The sequence below is a fragment of the Sphingomonas sp. STIS6.2 genome (genome assembly GCF_000732685.2).
In the GTDB taxonomy this organism is placed as follows: Bacteria; Pseudomonadota; Alphaproteobacteria; order Sphingomonadales; family Sphingomonadaceae; genus Sphingomonas; species Sphingomonas aerolata.
Genome location: NZ_JPDP02000001.1, coordinates 17,199 through 41,185, shown reverse-complemented (window position 1 = coordinate 41,185; position 23,987 = coordinate 17,199). Strand labels below are relative to the sequence as shown.

The window sequence follows — 23,987 nt, the reverse complement described above, 5'->3', positions numbered from 1 at the left end:
GGAGCCCGCGACGGCCCCTATATTCGACTCCTATGCTCGACATCCAACACAGCCTCGCCCAGCCCGACATCGCTGCCCCGGTCGCCATTCGCCGGGTCGATTATACGGCGCCGGCCTGGCTGGTGCCGACGACACGGCTGGAGTTCACGCTCGATCCGTCCGCGACACGCGTCATCGCGACGCTGTCCGTCACCCGCAACGGTGACCACCGCGATCCGCTGAAGCTCGATGGGGCAGGCCAGCGACCGCTGTCGATCATGGTCGACGGCGTCGCGGTCAACGACTGGCATTTCGAGGGCGAGCAGCTGGTGATCCCCCTGTCGGGTGACGCGCATGTCGTCGAGACCGAGGTCGAGATCGCCCCCGACCGCAACACCCAGCTGATGGGGCTCTATGCCTCGGGCGGCAATCTGTGCACGCAGTGCGAGGCGGAGGGGTTTCGGCGCATCACCTATTTCCCCGACCGCCCCGACGTGCTCAGCCGCTATTCGGTGCGGATGACCGCGGACAAGGCGCGTTTCCCCGTGCTGCTGGCGAACGGCGACCCCGTCGCACAGGGCGATCTCGCCGATGGCCGCCACTGGGCGGAATGGAACGACCCCTTCCCCAAGCCCTCCTATCTCTTCGCGATCGTCGCCGGGGATCTTGCGGTCAATTCGGGCCGTTTCACGACGATGTCGGGGCGCGAGGTGTCGCTCGGCATCTGGGTGCGCAAGGCGGACCTCGCCAAGACCGATCATGCGCTCGAGGCGCTGGCGCTCTCCATGGCCTGGGACGAGGCGACCTATGGCCGCGAATATGATCTCGACGTGTTCAACATCGTCGCGGTCGATGACTTCAATTTCGGCGCGATGGAGAACAAGGGCCTCAACATCTTCAACTCGCGCTACATCCTGGCCGACCCCGATACCGCGACCGATTACGACTATGACGCGATCGCCGCGGTCGTCGCGCATGAATATTTCCACAACTGGTCGGGCAACCGGATCACCTGCCGCGACTGGTTCCAGCTGTCGCTGAAGGAGGGCTTCACGGTCTATCGCGACCAGGGTTTCTCCGCCGACCAGGGCAGCCGTGCGGTCAAGCGGATCGAGGACGTCCGCGGCCTGCGTGCGTCGCAGTTTCCCGAGGATTCAGGGCCGCTCGCGCATCCCGTCCGCCCCGAATCCTATCAGGAGATCTCCAACTTCTACACCGCGACGATCTACAACAAGGGCGCCGAGCTGATCCGCATGATGGCGGCGATCCTCGGGCCGAAGAACTTCCGGGCGGGGACCGATCTGTATTTCGACCGCTTCGACGGCACCGCCGCGACCTGCGAGGATTTCGTCGCCAGCATGGAAGAGGCGAGCGGGATCGATCTGACGCAGTTCCGCCTCTGGTATTCGCAGGCAGGCACTCCGCGTCTCTCGGCAAGCCTGTCGCATGATCCCGCGGCGCGGCGCGCGACGCTGACGCTGGCGCAGCATGTGCCCGCCACGCCGGGCCAGCCGGACAAGGCGCCGATGGTCTTGCCGCTCGCGATCAAGCTGTTCGGCGCCGACACGGGCACCGCCCTGATCGACGAACGGCTCGTCCTGCTCGACGGGCCGGGCGAGACGATCCGGTTCGAGGGGATCGACGAACGCCCGGTCCTGTCGATCAACCGCGGCTTTTCCGCGCCGGTCGTGGTCGAAAGCGATCGTAGCGCGGCGGACCTCGCCTTTCTCAGCGCGCATGACGACGATCCCTTCGCGCGGTATGAGGCGATGCAGCAGCTGATGCTCGAGACGCTCGTGGCCAGCGCGAGCACGGGTCGGGCGGAGCATGACGGTGTGATCGCTGCGGTCGCCCGGACGCTGGAGGATCCCGAGCTCGACCCCGCCTTCATCGCCGAAGCGGTGATGCTCCCCTCCGAGAGTTTTATCGGCGACCAGATGCGGATCGTCGATCCCGACGCCATCTTCCGCGCGCGCGACGGCCTGCGTCGCGATCTCGGCACGCAGCTCGAACGCCAGTGGCGCCAGGCGCATGCGCGCGCCGGTTCGGCACCCTTTGCCTATACGCCCGAGGGCAAGGGCCTGCGCCGGCTGCGCTCGGTCGCGCTCGCCTATATCATGGCGAGCGACGCCCCCGACGCCGCCGAACTGGCACTCGCGCAGTTCGAGGGGGCGGACAACATGACCGACCGCCAGGGCGCGCTGACCGCGCTCGTCAGCTCGACGGCGGCACAGCGCGACACGGCGCTCAACCGCTTCTACGCGCGCTACAGCACCAATCCGCTGGTGCTAGACAAGTGGTTCCAGACCCAGGCCCAGTCGTCACGCGACGATACCGGCACGGTCGTCGCGGCGCTCGCCCGCCATCCCGACTTCACGCTGACCAATCCGAACCGCGCGCGCGCGCTCATCGGCGCGTTCGCGGCAAACCAGCGTGCCTTTCACGCGATCGACGGCAGCGGCTATCGCTTCCTCGCGGATCATCTGATTGCGCTCGACCGGCTCAATCCGCAGACCGCGGCAAAGCTCCTGCCGCCGCTTGGTCGCTGGCGCCGGTTCGACGCCAAACGCGCCGGGCTGATGCGTGCGGAACTCGAGCGGATCCTGCACACGCCCGGACTGTCGCGCGACATGGTCGAGCAGAGTTCGAAAAGCCTCGAGGGCTAGGCGCCGGGCCGGATTCGGCCCGGACGGCGCCGCGTCAGAAGAGGCGGCCGCCGTTCGGGACGGGCTCGGACGGTGCGATCAGCACGACCTTGCCGTCTGAATCGGGAAAGCCGAGCGTCAGCACCTCGGACATCATCGGCCCGATCTGCCGCGGCGGGAAATTGACCACCGCGGCGACCTGGCGGCCGACGAGCGTCTCCGGCGAATAATGGTCCGTGATCTGGGCCGAGGATCGCTTGGTCCCGATCGTGTCACCGAAATCGATCGTCAGCTTGAACGCAGGCTTGCGGGCCTCGGGAAAGGGCTCGACCGCGATGATCGTCCCGACCCGGATATCGACCCTGGCAAAGTCGTCGAACGCGATTCCGGGCTCGGCCATCGTCAGAAGTCCACATTGTCGTAATGCGCGGGCGGCGCGATCAATTCCATGCGCTCGCTCAGCAACGGACGAAAGCTCGGCCGGCTCTTGAACCCGCGATACCAGCGTGCCGTCTGGTCGTGCCCCTTCCAGTCGATCCCGCCGAGATAATCCGTGACCGAGATCTGCGCCGCGGCGGCCAGATCGACCAGACTCATCGTCGCGCCGCCCAGCCAGTTGCGGTGATCGAGCAGGTAATCGGTGTAATCCAGATGTCCCACCGCTGCCTTCATCGCCTCGCGCAGGCCCTTGGCATCGGGTGCGGCGCGGTGCGCGAGGCGCTTGACCATCCGCTCGTGGAGCAGCGGGCCGGTCACGTCGCGATAGAAATGCGTGTCGAACCACGTCACCAGCCGGCGGATCTCCGCGCGGTTGGTCGCGGTGCCGTTGATCATCGCCGACTTCTCGACGGTTTCCTCGAAAAATTCGCAGATCGCCATCGAATCGATCAGCGGTGCCACGCCGCGCGACGCATCGACCATCACCGGCGTCTGACCCGCGGGGTTCATGTCCATAAACTCGTCACGCCGCTCCCAGGGCGATTCGCGGACGAGCTCGTAGCCGATGCCCTTCTCGCCCAGCAGCAAGCGCACCTTTCGCGAGAAGGGACATAAGGGGAATTGATAAAGCTGCCACATAGCGTCCGTTTAGGCGGCATCGGGCGGGTGTGTCACTAGCGCGGGTTTGCTGGTGCGTAAGAAGATTGGTTCACGCGGAGACGCGGAGGCGCGGAGGTGTCGCGCTCGCTATGAGCAAAGCTCCTTCATCACCGTTCGCGATCAAGAAGCGACGAGGGGATTCAAGCTCCGCGTCTCCGCGTCTCCGCGTGAACCCCTTCTTACCCCCTCCCCGGCAAAGGCCGGGGCCAAGTTGGGACGCGCAGATAACGAAGCGCGGTGCTCCGTTACTGCGACCTTTCCAACTGGGCCCCGGCCTTCGCCGGGGTGGAATACGCGGCAGACGCTATTCAGCCGCGACCAGCTCCGCGCTGTCATCCAGCGGATGCGGCAGGCGCGTCAGCATTTCCTTCGGCACGATCTGCCAGAAATGCGGTGCCACCCGGTCCCAGTCCTCGAGCAGGCCCTTCGACCATTTGCTGTCGGTCGTATCCGCATGGTCGCGCACCAGGTCTAGCAGGACATCCGCCCAGTGGAGCGACTTCACCCGGTCCCAGGTGATGTTCTCAGGGTTGGCGCGCTTTGCGAACAGGCCCTCGGGATCATAGACGAACGCCATCCCGCCGGTCATCCCAGCGCCGAAGTTCGCCCCCACCGCGCCGAGCACGACCGCGATTCCGTTGGTCATGTACTCGCAGCCGTTCGCGCCACAGCCCTCGACGACCACGGTCGCGCCTGAGTTGCGGACTGCGAACCGCTCGCCCGCCTGCCCCGCCGCGAACAGCCGGCCGCTGGTGGCGCCATAGAGCACGGTGTTGCCGATGATCGTGTTGTCCTGGCTGGCGAGCGGCGAACTCACCGCGGGCCGCACGATGATCGTCCCCCCCGACAGTCCCTTGCCGACATAGTCGTTCGAATCGCCGAACACCTCGAGCGTGATCCCCTTGCAGAGGAACGCGCCGAGCGACTGGCCCGCCGAGCCCCGCAACCGGATCGTGACGTGATCGTCGGCGAGCGTCGACATGCCGAACTTGCGCGTGATCTCGCTCGACAGCCGCGTCCCCACCGCGCGGTGCGTGTTGCGCACCGAATAGGTCAGCTGCATCTTCTCGCCGCGCGAGAACACCGCCGCGGCATCCTTGATGATCTGCGCGTCGAGGCTGTCGGGCACTTCGTTGCGGAAGGTCGAGAGCGAAAAGCGCCGCTCGGCATCCGATGCGTCGACCTTGGCGAGGATCGGGTTGAGATCGAGATCGTCGAGATGCTCGGCACCGCGGCTGACCTGCCGTAACAGCTCGGTACGGCCGATCACGTCGTCGAGGCTCTTCACGCCCAGCCGCGCGAGGATGTCGCGGACTTCCTCGGCGATGAACGTCATCAGGTTGATGACCTTCTCGGGCGTGCCGACGAACTTCTGCCTGAGCGCGTCGTTCTGCGTGCAGATACCGACCGGACAGGTGTTCGAATGACACTGGCGGACCATGATGCAGCCCATCGCCACCAGCGACAGCGTGCCGATCCCGAACTCTTCCGCGCCGAGGATCGCGGCGATCACGATGTCGCGTCCGGTCTTGAGTCCGCCATCGGTGCGCAGCCGCACGCGCCCGCGCAGGCCGTTGAGCGTCAGCACCTGGTTGACCTCGGACAGCCCCATTTCCCACGGCGTGCCCGCATATTTGATCGACGTCTGCGGCGACGCGCCGGTGCCGCCGACATGCCCCGCGATCAGGATCACGTCGGCATGCGCCTTCGCGACGCCCGCCGCCACGGTGCCGATGCCCGCCGAGCTGACGAGCTTCACACAGACGCGCGCGCGCGGATTGATCTGCTTCAGGTCATAGATGAGCTGCGCCAGATCCTCGATCGAGTAGATGTCGTGATGCGGCGGCGGCGAGATCAACGTCACGCCGGGCGTCGCATGACGCAGCTTGGCGATGAACTCGGTCACCTTGAAGCCGGGGAGCTGGCCGCCCTCGCCGGGCTTGGCGCCTTGCGCCACCTTGACCTCGATCTCCTCGCACGCGTTCAGATATTCCGCGGTCACGCCGAACCGGCCGGAGGCGATCTGCTTGATCGTCGAGTTCGCATTGTCGCCGTTCGCGTACGGCACGAAGCGCGACTTGTCCTCGCCGCCCTCGCCCGACACCGCCTTCGCGCCGATCCGGTTCATCGCGATCGCCAGCGTCTCGTGCGCCTCGGGGGAGAGCGCGCCGAGCGACATGCCCGGCGTCACGAACCGCTTGCGGATCTCGGTGATCGCCTCGACCTGGTCGACGGGCACGCCCTCGGCCGGGAAGTTGAACTGGAGCAGGTCGCGCAGATACACCGGCGGCAGGTCCGACACCCCGCGCGAGAATTGCAGATAGCTCGTATAGCTGTCGGTCGCGACCGCCGTCTGTAGCAGGTGCATCAGCTGCGCCGAATAGGCATGCGTCTCGCCAGTGTGGCGCTGGCGATAGAAGCCGCCGATCGGCAGCGTCGCGACCGCCGGATCGAACGCCGCCTCGTGGCGATCGGTCGCGTTGACGTGAAGCGAGGCATAGCCCTCGCCGCTGATCTTAGCGGGCATGCCGGGGAACAGGTCGTTCACCAGACTGCGCGACAGGCCCACCGCCTCGAAATTATAGCCGCCGCGGTAGGACGAGATGACCGCGATGCCCATTTTCGACATGATCTTGAGCAGCCCCTCCTCGACCGCAACGCGGTGGCGGCGGAGGCATTCGGCCAGATCGAGATCCCCGAACAGCCCGCGGCTCTGGCGATCGACGATCGCGGCCTCGGCGAGATAGGCGTTCACGGTGGTCGCGCCGACGCCGATCAGCACCGCATAATAATGCGTGTCGAGGCATTCCGCCGTCCGCACGTTGATCGACGCATAGGAGCGCAGGCCGCGACGGACGAGATGCGTGTGCACCGCCGCCACCGCGAGCACGCCGGCGATGCCGACGCGGTCCTCGCCGATCGCCTCATCGGTCAGGAACAGTTCGCTCTTGCCCTGGCGGACCGCCTGCTCGGCCTCGTTGCGGATCCGCTGGATCGCCGCGCGCAGCTTCTCCGGGCCGCCGCCGGCATCGAAGGTGCAATCGATCTCGGCAACCGCGCCGCCGAAATGCGCCTTCAGCCGCGCCCAATGCTCACCGGTGAGGACCGGTGAATCGAGCACCAGCACGCGCTCGCGCTGATCGCGCACGTCGAGGATGTTGGCGAGATTGCCGAACCGCGTCTTGAGCGACATCACGTGCCGCTCGCGCAGAGGATCGATCGGCGGGTTCGTCACCTGGCTGAAATTCTGGCGGAAGAACTGGCTGATCAACCGCGGCTTGTCCGAAATGACCGCGAGCGGCGTGTCGTCGCCCATCGATCCGATCGCTTCCTTGGCCGATTCGACCATCGGCGACAGGATCAGCTCCATGTCCTCGATCGTCTGCCCGGCCGCGACCTGGCGCCGTGCCAGCTCGGCGCGATCATAGCGGACCACGGCATCCTCGACCGACGGCAGGTCTGCCAGCGTGTGGAACTCGCCGATCATCGCGGCATAGTCCGCCTCGCCGGAGATGCGATCCTTGACCGCGCGGTCCTGCAGCAGGACACCCTCGTCGAGATCGACCGCGATCATCTCGCCCGGCCCGAGCCGCCCCTTGGCGATGATCGTCGATTCGGGAACGACGACCATCCCGCTTTCCGATCCGACGATCAGCAGCCCGTCGACGGTCAGCGTATAGCGCAGCGGCCTGAGCGCGTTGCGGTCCATGCCCGCGACGGCCCAGCGGCCATCGGTCATCGCCAGCGCGGCCGGGCCGTCCCATGGCTCCATCACCGACGCCAGATACTGGTACATCGCGCGGTGCTCGGACGGCATGTCGGGGCTTGCTGCCTCGGGCACCAGCATCAGCTTTGCGGTCGGCGCATCGCGGCCCGAGCGGCAGATCGCCTCGAACACCGCATCGAGCGCGGCGGTGTCGGACGCGCCTGCCGGGATCACCGGCTTGATGTCCTCCGAATTGTCCCCGAAGGCGAGGCTCGCCATCCGGATCTCGTGGGACAGCATCCAGTTCTTGTTGCCGCGGATCGTGTTGATCTCGCCGTTATGCGCAAGGCAGCGGAACGGCTGCGCCAGCCACCATTGCGGGAAGGTGTTGGTCGAATAACGCTGATGGAAAATCGCGACGCGGCTCTCGAACCGCTGGTCGCACAGATCGGGATAGAAGACCGACAGCGATTCGGCGAGGAAGAGCCCCTTGTAGATGATCGAGCGGCACGACAGCGAACAGATGTAGAAGCCCTGGATCTGCGCCGCGATCACGCGCTTCTCGATACGCCTGCGGACCAGGTACAGCGTCTTTTCGAACTCGGCGGCGTCCTGCTCGTCGGGCAGCGGCCCGGCGATCATGATCTGCTCGATCTCGGGGCGCGTCGCCTGCGCCTTCTGGCCGATCACCGACACGTCGACCGGCACCTGGCGCCAGCCATAGATGGTATAGCCCGCCTCGATGATCGCGCTCTCGACGATCGTCCGGCAATCCTCCTGCGCCCCCAGATCGGTGCGCGGCAGGAAGATCATGCCGACCGCGAGCCGGTTCGGCCGCACCTTGTGGCCCGAGGCGGCGACCGCGTCGTCGAAGAACTTGAGCGGAAGGTCGATGTGAAGCCCAGCGCCATCGCCGGTCTTGCCGTCCGCATCGACCGCGCCGCGGTGCCACACCGCCTTCAGCGCATCGACCGCGGACTGCACGACGCGCCGCGAGGCGCGGCCGTCGGTCGCGGCGACGAGCCCGACGCCGCAGGCATCACCCTCGAACTCGGGGCGGTACATGCCGTGTTCGGCGAGATAGGCGCGTTCGGTTTCGTTGGTCATGCCAACCATTCCTTCTTGTCGACGTAGGTGAGCGCGCGCTGGGCAGCGGCGCGGAGAGTCTCGGTGGCCCGGGCCGCCTCGACCAGCTTGGCGAACCGCGCCTCGCGGGTCAGCGGATAGTCGTGGACCAGACGATTGCGCAGCTTGACGACCGCCATCCAGTCGTCGGCGCTGTCGATGATGCGCAGCGATTCCATCCGGTTGGCAACATCACGGGCATAGAGGTCCTTCGTATTGACCGCGCGTGCCTGAAGGATGGTGCGAAACAGCCGCATCAACTGGTCTTCCAGCTGCTCGACCGTTTTTAGCAAGGCGCGCGATCCGACGCGGCCGTGTTCCGTCATGGCGTTGAACGCGGTGAGATCGGCCGGGACGGTACCGAGCAGCCGCATATCCTCGTCCAGGGCGGTGATGAGCGACTGCACGCGATCGCAGATGACGGCCAGAATATCGTTTTCGGGCGCCGTCACAGCACGATCCCGTCGCGGTAGGCGATCCGTTCGAAGCCGTGCGGCGTACCGCCACGGATCGTCAGCACGACATCGACCTTCTGCGGATCGATCCGCTGGAAGAGCCTGTCCTCGAATAGCCCGCGCGCACGGCCCTCGTCGGCGACCGCGTCGACCTCGATGTGAAGGTCGATATCACCACCGCGCTCGGTGTCGTCGATCCGGCTGCCGAACAGACGCACGACCGCGGATTCACCGAACGTCTCCGCGGCCGCGTTCTTGATCGCCGCGACCTCGTCGGGCTTCAACCTCACGCCGCGACCTTCGCGCTGGCCGCCTTCGCCTTCAGATATTTGTGCATCGTCGCCGCCACGTCACGCCCGTCGCGGATCGCCCACACGACCAGGCTTGCGCCGCGGACGATGTCGCCCGCTGCGAACACGCCGTCGAGGCTGGTCATCAGCGTCTTGCCATCGACCAGCACGGTACCCCAGCGGCTTACCCCCAGTTCGGGCGTCGCGAACAAGGTCGGCAGGTCCTCGGCATCGAAGCCCAGCGCCTTGATGACCAGGTCGGCATCGACCGAATAGTCACCGGCAGGATCGGGTTCGGGCGTGCGGCGACCGCTCGCATCGGCTGCGCCCAGACGCATCTTGCGCACCTTGACGCTCGACACGCTCTCGCCGCCGTCGAAGCTCTGCGGGCCCGACAACCAGACGAATTCGACGCCCTCCTCCTCGGCATTGGCGACTTCGCGCTGCGACCCGGGCATGTTCGCGCGGTCGCGGCGATAGAGGCATTTCACCGACTTGGCGCCCTGGCGGATCGCGGTGCGGACACAGTCCATCGCGGTATCGCCGCCGCCGATCACGACGACGTCCTTGCCCTCGGCATTCAGGCTGCCGTCGTCAAACGCGGGGACCGCATCACCGAAACCCTTGCGGTTCGACGCGACGAGGAAGTCGAGCGCCGCCACCACGCCATTGGAACCGCCACCGGGCAGGTCCATCGCGCGCGCCTTGTACACGCCGGTCGCGATCAGGATCGCGTCGTGGCGCTGGCGCAGCTCGTCGAGGCTGGCGTCGTCACCGACCGCAAAGCCTTCGTGGAACACGATGCCCGCGGTCTTCAGTCGCTCGACCCGACGCATGACAATCGGCTTTTCGAGCTTGAACCCGGGAATGCCATAAGTGAGCAGGCCGCCCGCGCGGTCGTAACGATCATAGACGTGCACGTCATAGCCGTGGCCGCGCAGATATTCGGCGGCGCTCAGCCCGGCAGGCCCTGCCCCGATCACGCCGACCGACTGGCCGCGAGACTTGCCGGGGACCAGCGGCTCGACCCAGCCATTCTCCCAGGCGGTGTCGGTGATGAACTTCTCGACCGAGCCGATCGTGACCGCGCCGTGGCCCGTGAACTCGATGACGCAATTACCCTCGCACAGCCGGTCCTGCGGACAGATGCGACCGCAGATCTCGGGCATGGTCGAGGTCGCGTTGCTCAGCTCATACGCCTCGCGGAGCCGGCCCTCGGCAGTCAGGCGCAGCCAGTCGGGGATATGGTTGTGGAGCGGACAATGGACCGAGCAATAGGGCACGCCGCATTGCGAACAGCGCCCCGCCTGCTCTTCGGCGGGTTCGACCGCATAGCGCGCGGCGATCTCGCGAAAATCGTCCGCGCGTTCCGCCGCATTACGCTTGTCGGGATAGGATTGCTCCCGCCCGACGAATTTGAGCATCGAATCGTTCGCCATGTATGCCTCCGACAATCGCGTTATTGCGTCATCGGAGGTTTGTCACGGCAAAATCGCCCATTAAGTCAGCTATACTGACCTATAAATTATGCCAAATTTGGCAGGACGGGGAATATATTCACAAATCTCACAGAATATATGCCGACCCGGACCTATTTCGACAGAAGCCATACCAGCGCGGCGGAGCCCGCGGCGATGCGATACCAGGCAAACGGCACAAACCCGTGCTTTGTGACGATCCCGACGAACCATTTGACCACCAGCAACGCGACGACGAACGAAACGAGCGCGCCGATCGCGATCGACAGCAGGCCGACACCATCGCCGCTGGTCAGCGCCGCATGGTTCTTCATCAGTTCGAGCCCGCTCGCGCCCAGCATCGTGGGGATGGCGAGGAAGAAGCTGAACTCGGCGGCGGTGCGCCGCTCGACGCCGAGTGCCAGCGCCCCGAGGATCGTTGCGCCCGAGCGGCTGACGCCAGGGATCATCGCGAGGCACTGGAGCAGGCCGATCCCGACGACGGTGCGCAGCGGGATGTCCGCGACACCGCTGATGTCGCTGCGCGGTGCGAACCGCTCGACCGCCAGAATGGCGAAGCCGCCAACGACCAGCGCGATCGCGACCACCTCGGCATTGCCGAGCAGCGCCTCGATATAATGGTGCAGCGCCAGCCCGATCACCGCGGCAGGGATGAAGGCGACCACCAGATTGCGCAGGAACAGCCAGGATTTCGGTTCGCGGCGAATGAGGCCCATGCCCACCGCCCAGAAGGTGCGCCAGTACAGGACCACGATCGCAAGGATCGCGCCGAGCTGGATGACGACGTTGAACACCTCCCAGCGCCCCGCATCATAGCCGAGCAACCGCGTCGCGAGGATGAGATGGCCTGTCGACGAGACCGGCAGGAATTCGGTGATCCCCTCGACGATGCCGAGAAGGATGACGGTAAGAAGTTCGGACACGCAAAAGCTCCCGCAGCGCGGTGAATCAGGACTGGTCGATCAGTGTCGATGGCGGCTAGACCCGCATCGGGATCAGACCACGTGGGTCGCCGAATGCATGTCCACCCCAGTCTCGACACGAGTCTCGGCGCGGCGACCAAACCGCCCCGCCTTGCGGAAACGGACGAGCCAGCCAGGCGCGACCGTCGACATCGGTGTCGCCTCGATCCCCATCGCCTTCAGCCCGTCGACCCCGGTGACGATATTGTCGCTCTGCAGCATCCGCCACTGATCCTGGGTGATCGGCGCGCCTGGCAGGAACCCGGCCTTGGCGATCAGTGCCCCGGCAAAATCGGGCAATTCGACGATCGACGGTTCGCGGCCGATTGCGGCGGCGATCCAGCGGATCAGGTTGCCCATGGTGATGACGTCGGGCCCGCCGATCTCCAGCGTCTTGCCGCCGAACGTCTCGGGAGCCGCAGCCGCGGCGACGATCGCGTCCGCGACATTGCCGACGAACACGGGCTGGAACTTTGCTCCTGCGCGCAGCACGGGCACGACCGGCGCCTTGGCGATCATCCCGGCGAAGCGGTTCACGAACTGATCCTCCTGCCCGAAGATGATCGACGGCCGCAGGATCGTCGCGTTGGGGAAGGCCGCGCGGACCGCCGCCTCGCCCTCGCCCTTCGACTTGCCATAGGCCGAGTCCGATGCGGCGTCCGCACCGATCGCCGAGACATGGACCAGCGCGCCGACCCCCGCCTTGGCGGCGGCCTCCGCCACGGTCCGCGCGCCGAGCGTCTGGACGCCGTGGAAATCACCCGCCAGCACCCCGACCAGGTTCACGACGATGTCCGCACCCTGCACCGCCTGTGCGATCGTCGCGGGCTTGGTCACGTCGGCGCCGACGAATTGCGTCTGCCCGAGCCCGCCGAGCGGCTTGAGAAAAAACGCCTGTCGCGGATCGCGCTGTGCGATCCGGACCCGCGCACCCGACGCCAGCAGCGCCTGCGCGACATAGCGGCCGACGAAACCTCCGCCCCCGATCAGCGTCACCAGTCTGTCGTTCATCGCCCGTCCGTCCAATTCTTTATGCCTGCCCGCCCTTTGCCCCAGCAAGAGGGTTGTTGACAAGCATCGCAACCCTCCACTAGAGGCGCCCTCCTACCCCGTGCCCGGATGGCGGAATTGGTAGACGCACCAGCTTCAGGTGCTGGCGATCGCAAGGTCGTGGAGGTTCGAGTCCTCTTCCGGGCACCATTCTCGCCAGGTGGGTGAGACGACGGTCAGCGCCTTAGGCGACCCGTCGGGCGGCCGATCGGCAATGCCCCAAGCAATCAGATCTTAGCTCACACATTACCGACCACCTCGGCAACCGAAGCCCGGTCCGCCCCCGTCAGATCAGCGCTCCAGCGCTAGGCCTGCTGCCCGGGTTCGATGCACTGAGGCACACGCGTCCGGCTTGAGCCGACTGACCTCAGGCGCACGCCGCCCCAGACTTCGGAAGGACCGTCAAAGACAGTGAGGGGTTAGGGTCAACCGTCCTTCCTCCGCAGTAGCATTCAGGTCCATGGTATCGGTCCCATATTCATCCCACGGATCAATCAGGCCTGATCTGCATCATAGTTAATGAAGATATCGGACATTATCCCCTATAATAAGTGTCCGCCCGGACCACTTCCCGATCTTCCTCGAGACTGCATCCATGCCGGTGAAATTGCGTCTTGAGACCGTGCCGCACGGCTTTTGGAAGAAAATGCATAGCAAATGGCATAATAGGTTCAAATCGGATGTTGATTATAGGGTGCTATAGGCGTAGGCGTCGATCAAAGACTGGAGCATATCATGTCCGAAGACATTATTGAGCTGAACGCTGTTGAATTGGCGACCGAACTGACGATCGCGTGGCTGACAAACCCCAATACGCGCACGTCTGCCGAAGAGGTTCCGTCGTTCCTTGGCAAGATGCACGACACCGTGTCTGCATTGCTGGGCACGTCGACGGAGGAGCCCGTGGTCGAACCCGTCGCCGAATACACCCCGGCAGTTTCGGTCCGGAAATCGCTGGCATCGAAAGATCACATCATCTCGATGATCGACGGCAAGCCGTACAAGACACTGCGCCGCCACCTGGCGACGCACGGCATGACGCCGATCGAATATCGCGAACGCTACGGGCTGAAGCCGGACTATCCAATGGTCGCCGAGACCTATTCGGAAAGCCGCCGTGCCATGGCCAAGAAGATTGGTCTCGGTCGCAAGCCCGGCGCCCGCAAGACCGAAGCCCCGGCTGCTGCGCCGCAGCGCAAGCGCAAGGTCGAGGCTGTCGCCGAATAAGCAACGCGGGTCGATCGATACGAGCGCCTGCAGGGGCCGGTGGTTCGCCACCGGCCCCTTTTCGCATTAGGCAGGTCGCACGCGCCGTTGCCGCCCCTCACCACCCCGGCGGACACCGGCCGGGTCGTCGCGCCGGGCTAGCTGCCGAAACGACCCCGACGGTAGAGCAAGGTGATCGCGACGCGCCGGTTGCGCGGATCGCTCGGGTTCTTGACGATCAGCGGCTCGCGGTCCGCGACACCCTCGATCCGTTCGAAGCGCGCCTCGGGCGTGCCGCCGGCGAGCAGCCGCCGTCGTGTCGCCTCGGCGCGGCCCGACGAAAGCATCCAGTTGTTCATCGCGCGCGGATCGCCATAGGGCACGCTGTCGGTGTGCCCGCGGATCATGATCGGGTTGGCCGACCCGGCGATCGATCCCGCGATCATCCCGATCAGATCGCCTGCCCTGGCGTCGAGCGCCGTCGTGCCCATCGCGAACATCGAATAATCGGCATCGTCGATCAGGTCGATGCGCATCCCGTCCTGGGTCGGCACGAAGCGGATGTGGCTCGCGAGACGCGACAGGTTCTTCGACTGTTCGATCTGGCGGAGCACCTTGCGGCGCATCGCGTCGAAATTGCGGCGATCCTCCGCATTCAGCGCGTCGAGCCCCTTCTTGTTGCCCTTGGGCCCGGTGCCGGTGTCCGCGCCGCCCGCGCCCGCATTCGGAATGGCGATCTGCGGCAGGCTGGTCTGTCCGGCTTGCGGACCGATTTTGTTCTTCGACAGGATCGATTCGCCACCGAGCAGCGCACCGCCGCCGATCCCCAGCGTGTGCGTGTCGATCAGCGTCGGCGCGAAATAGTCGGCAATGCCCTTGCGCTGTTTCTCGGTCGTCGCGCCGAGGATCCACAGCAGCAGGAAGAACGCCATCATCGCGGTCACGAAATCGGCATAGGCGACCTTCCAGGCACCGCCATGATGGCCGCCATGGCCCTCGATATAGACCTTCTTGACGATGATCTTGGGCGGCTGGTTCGCCCCGTGCGGCGCGCGTGCCATCCTACTTCCCGCGCAGCCCGTCAAAGACTTCGGCGAAGCCCGGCTGGTTGCGATGCGCGATCCCCGAGCGCGCCGCCTCGATCACCAGCGGCTGCGGATGGCCGTGCAGCGACGCGATGATGATCTGCTTCACCACGCCGTAGATCGAGGCGTCCGCGTCGAGCACCTGCTTCAGCCGGTTCGCGAGCGGCGCGACCATGCCATAGGCCAGCAGCACGCCCATGAACGTGCCGACCAGCGCCGACCCGATCATCGAGCCGAGCACCGACGGCGGCTTGTCGATCGATCCCATCGTCTTCACCACGCCGAGCACCGCCGCGACGATGCCGAGCGCAGGCAGCGCGTCGGCGAGGCTGGTCAGCGTGCCGTGCGCGCTTTCCTCCTCGTGATGATGCGTCTTGATCGACTGGTCCATCACCTCCTCGACCGCATGCACGTCGAGCGTACCGCTCGACACCACGACGAGGCGCAGCGTGTCGGCGATCAGGTTGATCAGCGCATGGTCCTTCAGCAGCTTGGGGTATTCGGCGAAGACCGCGGAGGAATTGGGGTCCTCGACATGCGGCTCGAGCGCGATCGGCCCGTCGACGCGCAGCATCTTCATCAGCTTGCTGACGAGGAAAATGACGTCGAGATAATCCTGCTTCTTGTATTTCGGGCCCTTGAAGACCTTCATCAGCCCGCCGCCGAGGCCTTTGAGCTCCTTGCCCGAATTGCCGATGATCAGCGCGCCGGCGGCCGCGCCGCCGATGATGAGCATCTCGTGCGGGATCGCCTCGAGCACGGGGCCGAGCGCCCCGCCGGTGAACGCAAAGCCGCCGAACACCATGACGAGCAGGACGACGATGCCGATAATCGGAAACATGGTGTTGGAAATTCCCCCAAAGCCCGGAATGCCGGCCCTGTCACCGGAGGATTAACCGGATTTCGTAGCCATCCGGTTACCGGACCCGCTCGATCCGTCCTATAAATGCGCTCAGCGAAGATAATCGAACAGCGACAGCGCGCTGAGCTTCGAGAAGCTCGCCTGAGTCGCCGACAGGATCGTCATCGTCTTCTGCAATTCGGTGATCGCCGTCGTGATGTCGGTGCCCTCGATCGACTGACGGGTATCCTCGCGGTCGACCGCGACGTCCTTCAGCCGGGCGGTTTCCAGATCGACCCGCGACGCGCGCGCGCCGAGCGACGCCTGGATCGACGACACCTGTTCCGACGCCGCCGACAGATCGTCGAGCGCGGTATCGAGCGCGGCCGGATCGTAGCTTTCGGCCTGGAGCGCAGTTGCGATCGCGCTCAATACCGCCAGCGTATCCTTGCCGTCGGCGCGCAGCACGCGCGACGCCGATTCGTTCGCCTGGACGCTCGCGCCGTCGCCGACCGGGATCGGCGAGACGCTGGTCGCGGCCAGCGCATAGCTGCCATCGGGCTGCTTCACCGCCGCGGGCCCGCCGTCCGCGCCGCCGAAGATCGGCTGGCCGCGCAGGTCCTTCACGTTCGCGAGACTCGAGATCGTATCGACGATGCCCGCAATTTCGACGCCGATCGCCTTGCGCGCATCGCCGCTCAGCGTGCCGTTGCGCGCCTGCACCGTGAGTTCGGACACGCGCTGCAACTGCGCGGTGATCGCGCTGAGCGTGGTGTCCGACTGTTTCAGCACCGATGCGGCGGTCGTCAGGTTCGCGGCATAGGCCTTGTCGTCGACCGCATCGCGCGCGAGCCCCGCCAGCCGCTGATAGGCGGCGCTGTCGGACGAAGGCGCGGTGAATTTGATGCCGGACGAGATCTGCGTCTGCAACGCGTCCGCCTGCTTCGACAGCGTATTCATCGCCTTGGCCGAGCGGTCGTAGAACAGGCTGGTCGCGATCTGCATAAGGCCTACCGGATCTCGAGGATGGTCTGGAGGATGTCGCGCGCGGTCTGGATGACGCGGCTCGACGCCTGATAGGCCTGCTGGAAGCGGAGCAGGTCGACCGCCTCGCTGTCGAGATCGACACCGCTGCCCGAATCGCGTGCGGTCACCGCGCCGTCGCGGATCGCACCCTGCGCATCGCCGACCAGCTTGCGCTGCTCCAGCGACGCCGCATTGCTGGTGATCATGTTGGTCAGCCGCTGTTCGCTGCCCGTCGTCGGGTCGCGCGTCGCGAGCAGCGCGGCCAGGTTCGACGCATCGCGCGCGCCGCCGGTCGCGCCCGCCGCGGCAATGCCGCGCGGATCGGTCAGCGCGACGGTGATGCTGGTTGGCGTGTCGCCGGTCTTGAACAGCGCCGCACCCGGATTGCCGTCGAGATCGCGCCCCTGCGCCTGGATGGCGTTGACCTGCGTGGTGAAATCGGTCGCGATGCCGTTGAGCGTGTCGCGCGCCGCGACGATCTTCTGCGCGCCCTCGGCATAGCCGGCCAGCGCGCCACCCGACGGCGTCACCGCCGATGTCGTGCCCGTCCGCTGCACGACGAACCCGACCGCGCCCTCGTCATTCTTCAGATAGCTGACATTGCCCGCATCGGGGCCCGCCACGAATACCGGGCCGCTCGCCCCGCCCAGCCGCACCGTCGCGCGGCCGAGATCGTCGAACTCCGTGCTGATATCGGTGATCGTGCTCATCTGCTCGAGCAACTGGTCGCGCTGGTCGCCGAGCTGCGCGGCGTTGGTCGACCCCTTCTGGCTACGCGCGATGCCGTCATTGACCTTGGCGAGCGCGGTGCCGAACGAATTGAGCGTCTGCGTCGCCTGGCGCGTCGCGGTGTCGAGATCGGCCGCTGCGGTGTCGAGCGCCTTGCCCGTAGCGGTAAACGCCGCGGCCGCGCTGGTCGCGGATTCGAGCATCACCGACCGGGCCGGCACCGAGGTCGGATCCGCCGACAAGGTCTGCGCGGCGGAAAAGAAGCTGGTGAGACGATCGCCGAGCTTGTTGTCGGTCAGCGACGTCTCGATCCGCCCGAGCCAGGCCGCCGCGGTCTCCGTCCTGGCAAGATCCGACCCGGCATTGCGGACCGCGAGCGAACGGAACGTGTCGGCCGAGCGCGAGATGCCGGTGACGGTGACGCCGTTGCTGCCCGTCGCGACGCTCGCATTGATGCCACTGCCGATCGAGGTCACCTGGCCGAGATTCGTCGTCCGCCGGGTATAACCCGCGGTGCCGGTGTTCGCGATGTTCTCGGACACGGTGTTCAGCGCGGTCTGGTACGCCCGCACGCCTGACGCGCCGATCGACAGGAGGTCGCTCATGCCGACGGCTCTGCCGCGCCCGGGTTAAGATCGGATTGCGATTTGGCGAGGAAATCGGTCATCGCCTTGCCGATGCCGAGCGGCGTGTGCTCGGCCATCGTCTGCGCGACGCGCGCGTCCTGCATTTCGGTAAACGTGTCGAGCGCCTTGGATTCGAACAGCGAATCGCTCAATTTCGCCTGGCGCATGCTCTTGAGCATCATGCCGGTGAAGACCGCCTCGAACTTCTTGCCCGCCTTGTCGAGATTGTCGTTCGACTTGAGCCGGCTCGTATCGGTCGAGATGCCGCCCGCATCGATCGGGCCGGGGGCTGCGATCGGGCTCACAGGACGATCAACTCGGCCTTGAGCGCGCCGGCCTCTTTCAACGCCTCGAGGATGGCAACGAGGTCGGCGGGCGACGCGCCGATCGCGTTCACCGCTTTGACGATGTCGGCAAGCCGGGGCCCCGGGTTCAGCAGGAACATCGGGCGACGCTCCTCCTCGACCGCGACCGCGCTGTTCGGCGTGACGACGGTCTGGCCCTGGCTGAACGGCGCGGGCTGGCTCACCTGTGGCTTCTCGTCGATCCGCACCGTCAGCTTCCCATGCGTCACCGCGGCAGGCCCCACGCGCACCGCGGAGTTTATAACGACCGTACCGGTGCGCGCATTTACGATTACTTTTGCCGAGGGCTCGGCGGAGACCACGTCGAGATTCTCGATCGTCGACATCAGGGTCGCACGAACGTCCGCACCGACCGGCGCGCGGACCGCGACCGAAACCGCGTCGATCGCCTGTGCGCTGCCGAAGCCCAGCTTCGAATTGATCGCGCCCGCGACGTTCTGCGCGGTGGTGAAATCGGCGCGCGCGAGATTGAAGGTCAGCATCGGCGCGCTGTCGAACCCGGTCGCGACCGCGCGCTCGACCGTTGCGCCCTCGGGGATGCGCCCGGTCGAGGGGATGTTGACGACGATCTTCGACCCGTCCGCGCCCTCCGCGCCGAGCCCGCCGACCGCGAGATTGCCCTGCGCCATCGCATAGATCTGGTTATCCGCGCCGAGCAGCGGCGTCATGATCAGGCTGCCGCCGCGCAGGCTTTTGGCCTTGCCCATCGACGCGACGGTGATGTCGAGCCGCTGGCCGGGCTTGGCGAAGGGCGGCAGTTCGGCAGTGATCATCACCACCGCGGCGTTCTTCATCCCCGGATTGGCGTTGGGCGGCAGCTGCAGCCCGAAGCGCGACGCGACGGCTTTAAGCGACTGGACGGTATATTCCAGATTGTCGTCGCCCGTGCCGGGCAGCCCGACGACGATGCCGTAGCCGGTCAGCTGGTTCGACCGGATCCCCTGGAACCCGCCCAGATCCTTGATCCGGTCGGCAGACGCCGGGGCTGCGATCAGGAGCGAGGCGAAAAGGGCGAGCAGGAAGCGCATGGTCACGGCCTCAGAAAGGGCTGACGACGGAGAAGAAGCGGCTGAGCCACCCCTGGCGGCCGGCGCGGGCGACATCGCCCTTGCCGGTGTACGAGATCTGCGCATCGGCGACCCGCGTCGACAGCACGCGGTTGTCGCGGTCGACATCGGCGGTGCGCACCAGCCCCTTGATCTTAAGAAACTCGTCGCCGCGGTTAAGCGTCACGCGCTTCTGCCCCTGCACCAGCATCGTGCCGTTGGGATAGACTTCGGCGACCGTCACGCTGACTTCGCCCGACAGCGAGTTCGCCTGGTCGGCGGCGCCTGCGCCGTTGAAGTTGCGCCCGCCGCTGATCGTCGCATCGGCGCGGTTGAACAGGTTCAGAGCGCCCGTCGTCGGCGGGGTGATGCTTGCCGAGCCGCTGCTGTCGAGCTTCGAGCCCGAGGATTTCGACGCGGCGGTGCGCTCGACCAGCACGATCGTCAGCGGGTCACCGACTTTCCGCGCCCGCCAGCCTTCGTACAGCGCGGCATAGCCGTCCTGCGCCTGGAAGATCGATCCGGTCGCGGGCGACGCCACGGGCACGGGCAGCGGCCGTGCGACGGTGAAGTCCTCGGGCGGCGCCTTCTTGCCGAACAGCCTGGCCGGCGCCGACAACGGCGCGAGCGTGCCGGCGGCAATCGCGAGGAGCGCGATCGGCGCGCGCGTGGGGATCGGAAATGCCATGATGCGCCCTGCGATCAGATGTTCTGGTTGACGTATTTCAGCATGTCGTCGGTCGCCGAGATCATCTTCGAATTGACCTCATACGCACGCTGCGTCTCGATCATGTCGACCAGCTCCTCGACGACGTTGACGTTCGACGCCTCGAGCATCCCCTGCCGCACGCGACCGCGGCCATCCTGCCCGGCAACGCCCAGATTGGCGGCGCCCGACGCGGCGGTCTCGACGAGGTAATTGTCGCCGGTCGCCTGGAGCCCGGCACCATTGGCGAAGCTCGCGACCTGGATCTGGCCGATCTGCTGCGCTTCCGACTGGCCGGGGATCGTCGCCGAGACGGTACCGTCCTGGCCGATCGTGATGTTGGTCGTCCCCTCGGGCACGGTGATGCCGGGCATCACCTGATAACCCTCGCTGGTCACCATCAGCCCCTCGGGGCTGCGCGAGAAATTGCCCGCGCGGGTGTAGCCGAGCGTGCCGCCGGGCATCTGCACCTGGAAATAGCCGTCGCCGTCGAGCGCGAGGTCGAGGCTGTTGCCCGTCGTCTGCATCGACCCCTGCGTATCGATCCGCGCCGTGCCCTGGATCCGGACGCCGGTACCGAGGTTGAGCCCGGTCGCGTATTTGGTCTCCGACGTCGACTGCGCACCCGGTGCGGTGACGACCTGGTACGCCAGCGTCTCGAACGCGGCGCGATCCTTCTTGAACCCCGTCGTGTTGACGTTGGCGAGGTTGTTCGAAATGACCCGCATGCGCGTATCCTGGGCATCGAGCCCGGTACGCGCGATATGCATGGCGGAACTGCTCATGGCCTAATCCTTCCTTAGCTCGGCAGGCGCATCAGTGATGCACCGCTTTCATCCATGTCCTTGGCGGACTTCAGCATGTTGGCCTGGACCTCGTAGCTGCGTTGATTCTCGATCATGTCGACCAGCGCCTGCGTCATGTTGACGTTCGATCCCTCGATCGCCCCGCCCTGCACCTTCGCATCGAGATCCTCGGGCAGCACGCCGCCACCGCGCACACGCAGCAGATTGTCGAGCCCCTTGACCGTGTCCGACCCCTTGGTGTCGGCCAGCTTCAGCTTGTCGATCACCTGCGGCGCATTCGCGTCGCCACCCTGCGGCACGATCGAGATCGTCCCGTCGCCCGCGATCGAGAGCGTGTCATAGGGCGGGATCGTAATCGGCCCGCCCGACCCCATCACCGGAAAACCGTCGCCGGTCTGAAGCACGCCCGATGGCGCGATCTCCAGGTCGCCGCGCCGCGTATAGGCTTCGGAGCCGTCCGACGCCTGGACCGCGAGCCATGCGGTCGCGCCGGTGACCGCGACGTCGAGCGGCCGGCCCGTGGTCTGGATCGCCCCCGGCGCGCGGTCGGCGTCGGTCACTTCCTCCGACGTCGGCGCGCGCGCCTCGAACTGCTGGCCGCCACCCTTCAGGTCGATCCGGTCGAACACCACGCGGTCGGCGCGGAATCCGGTGGTCGACGCGTTCGCCATGTTGTTGGCGATCGCCGACTGCGCCGCCATGTGCGCGCGCAGTCCCGTCGCCGCGGTGTAGACCAGCTTATCCATTCAGGGTTCTCCGTCCGCGCCCTGGGTCAGCTGCGGATGTTGAAGATGGTCTGCGAGATCTGGCTTGCGGTATCCAAGGCCTTCGAGTTCGCCTGGAAATTGCGCTGTGCCGCGATCAGCGAGACGAGCTCTTCGGTGATGTCGACGTTCGAGCGCTCGATCGTCCCCGACATCAGTTTGCCGAAGCCGTTGACGTCGGCGATGCCGAGCTTGGCCTCGCCCGAAATGCCCGTCGCCGACCAGTAGCTGCTGCCGAGCTGGCGCAGACCCTCGGGGTTCGAGAAGTTGGCGAGCATCACCTGGCCGAGTGCCTGCGTGTCGCCGTTCGAGAAGCTCGCCTTGACGATGCCGGACTCGTCGATCGTCACGCCCTGGATCTGGCCGACCGCCTTGCCGTCCTGCGCGCGCGCGGCGACGTTGAACGCCGATGCCAATTGCATGGTGTCGAGCCCGAAGGTGAAGCCGAACTGCTGCGTCGTGCTGCTGCCTGCAGTGGTGAACGGGTCGAACGCGACCGCAGTGGTCGGCGCGGTCAGCTTGCCGGTGGTGTCGAAGTCCAGCTCGACGCTTGCCGCACCGCTGGTGGTCATCGGCTTGTCGCCGACATAGCTGAACACTTCCCAGCTACTCGTATTGCCGTTGGCGGCATCGGGCGTCGTCGTGCGCTTGAAATAATTGGTCAGCGTCTGCGCGTTGCCGCTCGCGTCGTAGATCGTCGTCTGCGCCGACTGGTTGTAGCTGGTCGGGTCGAACCGGTCGAACGTCTTCGTCGCCGGGATCGCCGCATTGGCGCTGAGGTTCAGCGACATCGACACGTTCGCGGTCGGAACGGCCTTGCCGCTGGTGGCGGGAAGCTGGAGGCTGACCGCGGAATCGAGCCCCGATGCGACGACCTTGCCCGACCCGTCGACCGGATAGACCTGAAGATGGCTGCCGTTCGAATCGACCACATAGCGATCGGCATCGACCAGGAAGCCGCCATTGCGCGTATAGTTGACGTTGAGCGACGTCGTGCTCGGCTTGACCACGAAGAAGCCGTCGCCCGACACGGCGAGATCGAGCGCGTTGGCCGACTGGATGAGATTGCCCTGGCTGAACTGCTGCCGATTGCCCTGCACCACGGTGCCCGAGCCGATCTGCTGCGCCGGGTTCAGCGACACGCTCGACGCGATCACGTCGGCGAATTCGGTACGGCTCTTCTTGAAACCGTTGGTCGAGACGTTCGCGAGGTTGTGCGAGATCGTCGACATTTCGGTCTGCGAGGCCTGGAGGCCGGAAAGCGAGGTATAGAAGGACATCGGGTTACTCCTGGAATTCTGGCAAGCAGCGGGCGATCAGCCGATCTGGCGAACCGCGGTGACGGGGACCTCACCGAGGCCCGGTAGCGTGAGGATGGCGGCACCGGTCGTCGTCGAAACCGACTGAACCGGCGCCCAGACGAGGTTCTGTGATGCAACGGTCGTGCCATTATTCTGGGCGTTGACGATGACCTTGAACGGTCCCGTCCCGGCATCCTCGCCGGTCGCGGTCTTGCCGTCCCAGTCGTAGTTCACGGTGCCCTTGTCGGCGCTGCCGAGCGACATGGTCTTCAGCACGCCGCCATTGGCATCGGTGATCGTGACGTTGACGTTGCTCGCCGCTGCGCCGAGCTCGATCCCGCCGGCCAGCCCGCCGCTGGTCCGACCATAGGCCGTGTCGCCTGCGGTCAGCACGGTCTTGCCGACATAGGCCATCGCATCGCTCGCGCTGGTCACGTTCAGCTTGTCGGCAATCGACTTCATCGTCGTGCTCATCTCGGAAATACCGGCGAGGCTCGAGAACTGCGCCATCTGTGCGACCATCTGGGTGTTGTCGACCGGGTTGAACGGGTCCTGATTCTGCATCTGCGCGGTCATCAGCTTCAGGAAATCCGACTGGTTGAGAGTCGTCGAATTGGATGCCGTGGTCGTCGTCGCGGCGGTCGTCGCGCGCGTAATGCCGAGGTTGGAAAGCGTGGAGTCGAAGGAACTTGCCATGA

21 protein-coding genes and 1 tRNA gene are annotated in these 23,987 nt (G+C 65.9%); 3 read left to right on the top strand and 19 right to left on the bottom strand.

Annotated elements, in window-relative coordinates; genetic code table 11:
- Positions 1 to 32 precede the first annotated feature (32 nt).
- Positions 33 to 2,645 (top strand): aminopeptidase N, encoded by a 2,613-nt coding sequence (gene pepN / locus sphst_RS00205; RefSeq protein WP_031396479.1) that lies wholly within the window; start codon positions 33 to 35, stop codon positions 2,643 to 2,645.
- 34 nt (positions 2,646 to 2,679) lie between these two features.
- Here the strand turns inward: pepN and sphst_RS00200 are convergent, their stop codons facing one another.
- The 8 genes from sphst_RS00200 to sphst_RS00165 all read right to left on the bottom strand — a co-directional run bounded on the left by sphst_RS00200 (position 2,680) and on the right by sphst_RS00165 (position 12,749).
- The gene (locus sphst_RS00200; protein ID WP_031396480.1) at positions 2,680 to 3,024 is read right to left on the bottom strand and encodes a tRNA-binding protein; all 345 of its coding nucleotides are present in this window, start codon (positions 3,022 to 3,024) and stop codon (positions 2,680 to 2,682) included.
- A gap of 2 nt (positions 3,025 to 3,026) precedes the next feature.
- Positions 3,027 to 3,701 carry a glutathione S-transferase family protein gene (locus sphst_RS00195; protein WP_031396481.1) on the bottom strand — a complete coding sequence of 225 codons (675 nt, stop codon included), beginning with the start codon at positions 3,699 to 3,701 and terminating at the stop codon, positions 3,027 to 3,029.
- A 325-nt stretch (positions 3,702 to 4,026) separates the two neighbouring features.
- The gene (gene gltB, locus sphst_RS00190) at positions 4,027 to 8,535 is read right to left on the bottom strand and encodes a glutamate synthase large subunit (RefSeq protein WP_031396482.1); all 4,509 of its coding nucleotides are present in this window, start codon (positions 8,533 to 8,535) and stop codon (positions 4,027 to 4,029) included.
- Positions 8,532 to 9,005, bottom strand: coding sequence for a HepT-like ribonuclease domain-containing protein (locus sphst_RS00185; RefSeq protein WP_031396483.1), 474 nt, complete (start codon positions 9,003 to 9,005; stop codon positions 8,532 to 8,534). Before sphst_RS00185 ends, gltB begins: the two co-directional genes overlap by 4 nt.
- Positions 9,002 to 9,298, bottom strand: a complete 297-nt coding sequence (locus tag sphst_RS00180; RefSeq protein ID WP_031396484.1) for a nucleotidyltransferase domain-containing protein — start codon at positions 9,296 to 9,298, stop codon at positions 9,002 to 9,004. Before sphst_RS00180 ends, sphst_RS00185 begins: the two co-directional genes overlap by 4 nt.
- Complete coding sequence (locus tag sphst_RS00175; RefSeq protein ID WP_056409692.1) at positions 9,295 to 10,737, bottom strand: NAD(P)-dependent oxidoreductase; 1,443 nt, start codon at positions 10,735 to 10,737, stop codon at positions 9,295 to 9,297. Before sphst_RS00175 ends, sphst_RS00180 begins: the two co-directional genes overlap by 4 nt.
- A 152-nt stretch (positions 10,738 to 10,889) precedes the next feature.
- A complete protein-coding gene (locus sphst_RS00170) occupies positions 10,890 to 11,699 on the bottom strand; it encodes an undecaprenyl-diphosphate phosphatase (RefSeq protein ID WP_031394200.1) in 810 nt (269 codons plus the stop codon).
- A gap of 72 nt (positions 11,700 to 11,771) precedes the next feature.
- Entirely contained in the window at positions 11,772 to 12,749 is a 978-nt protein-coding gene (locus sphst_RS00165) for a complex I NDUFA9 subunit family protein (RefSeq protein ID WP_051916382.1), read from the bottom strand.
- A 102-nt stretch (positions 12,750 to 12,851) separates the two neighbouring features.
- On the opposite strand from sphst_RS00165, the gene sphst_RS00160 reads away from it, so the two are divergent.
- Together sphst_RS00160 and sphst_RS00155 are read left to right on the top strand one after the other, a co-directional pair.
- Positions 12,852 to 12,938: transfer RNA gene (locus sphst_RS00160), tRNA-Leu, on the top strand.
- Between the two features lie 585 nt (positions 12,939 to 13,523).
- Positions 13,524 to 14,015, top strand: coding sequence for a MucR family transcriptional regulator (locus sphst_RS00155; RefSeq protein WP_031394198.1), 492 nt, complete (start codon positions 13,524 to 13,526; stop codon positions 14,013 to 14,015).
- Positions 14,016 to 14,152: 137 nt separating this feature from the next.
- On the opposite strand, the gene sphst_RS00150 is transcribed toward sphst_RS00155, so the two are convergent.
- The 11 genes from sphst_RS00150 to sphst_RS00100 form a co-directional block, all read right to left on the bottom strand.
- A complete protein-coding gene (locus tag sphst_RS00150) occupies positions 14,153 to 15,055 on the bottom strand; it encodes a flagellar motor protein MotB (RefSeq protein ID WP_031394197.1) in 903 nt (300 codons plus the stop codon).
- A gap of 1 nt (position 15,056) precedes the next feature.
- Entirely contained in the window at positions 15,057 to 15,920 is an 864-nt protein-coding gene (gene motA / locus sphst_RS00145; RefSeq protein ID WP_031394196.1) for a flagellar motor stator protein MotA, read from the bottom strand.
- A gap of 111 nt (positions 15,921 to 16,031) precedes the next feature.
- Entirely contained in the window at positions 16,032 to 16,925 is an 894-nt protein-coding gene (locus sphst_RS00140; RefSeq protein WP_031394195.1) for a flagellin N-terminal helical domain-containing protein, read from the bottom strand.
- A gap of 5 nt (positions 16,926 to 16,930) precedes the next feature.
- A complete protein-coding gene (gene flgK, locus sphst_RS00135; protein ID WP_056409686.1) occupies positions 16,931 to 18,280 on the bottom strand; it encodes a flagellar hook-associated protein FlgK in 1,350 nt (449 codons plus the stop codon).
- Entirely contained in the window at positions 18,277 to 18,606 is a 330-nt protein-coding gene (locus sphst_RS00130) for a rod-binding protein (RefSeq protein ID WP_031394688.1), read from the bottom strand. Before sphst_RS00130 ends, flgK begins: the two co-directional genes overlap by 4 nt.
- Positions 18,603 to 19,694, bottom strand: coding sequence for a flagellar basal body P-ring protein FlgI (locus tag sphst_RS00125; RefSeq protein WP_031394687.1), 1,092 nt, complete (start codon positions 19,692 to 19,694; stop codon positions 18,603 to 18,605). Before sphst_RS00125 ends, sphst_RS00130 begins: the two co-directional genes overlap by 4 nt.
- A gap of 10 nt (positions 19,695 to 19,704) precedes the next feature.
- Complete coding sequence (locus sphst_RS00120) at positions 19,705 to 20,400, bottom strand: flagellar basal body L-ring protein FlgH (protein ID WP_082447096.1); 696 nt, start codon at positions 20,398 to 20,400, stop codon at positions 19,705 to 19,707.
- Positions 20,401 to 20,414: 14 nt separating this feature from the next.
- Positions 20,415 to 21,203 carry a flagellar basal-body rod protein FlgG gene (gene flgG, locus sphst_RS00115; RefSeq protein WP_031394684.1) on the bottom strand — a complete coding sequence of 263 codons (789 nt, stop codon included), beginning with the start codon at positions 21,201 to 21,203 and terminating at the stop codon, positions 20,415 to 20,417.
- A 14-nt stretch (positions 21,204 to 21,217) separates the two neighbouring features.
- On the bottom strand, positions 21,218 to 21,970 hold the full coding sequence (locus sphst_RS00110) for a flagellar basal body rod protein FlgF (protein WP_031394683.1): 753 nt from the start codon (positions 21,968 to 21,970) through the stop codon (positions 21,218 to 21,220).
- 26 nt (positions 21,971 to 21,996) lie between these two features.
- Positions 21,997 to 23,268, bottom strand: coding sequence for a flagellar hook protein FlgE (locus sphst_RS00105; protein WP_031394682.1), 1,272 nt, complete (start codon positions 23,266 to 23,268; stop codon positions 21,997 to 21,999).
- A gap of 36 nt (positions 23,269 to 23,304) precedes the next feature.
- Positions 23,305 to 23,985 (bottom strand): flagellar hook assembly protein FlgD, encoded by a 681-nt coding sequence (locus sphst_RS00100; protein ID WP_031394681.1) that lies wholly within the window; start codon positions 23,983 to 23,985, stop codon positions 23,305 to 23,307.
- Positions 23,986 to 23,987: the final 2 nt, after the last annotated feature.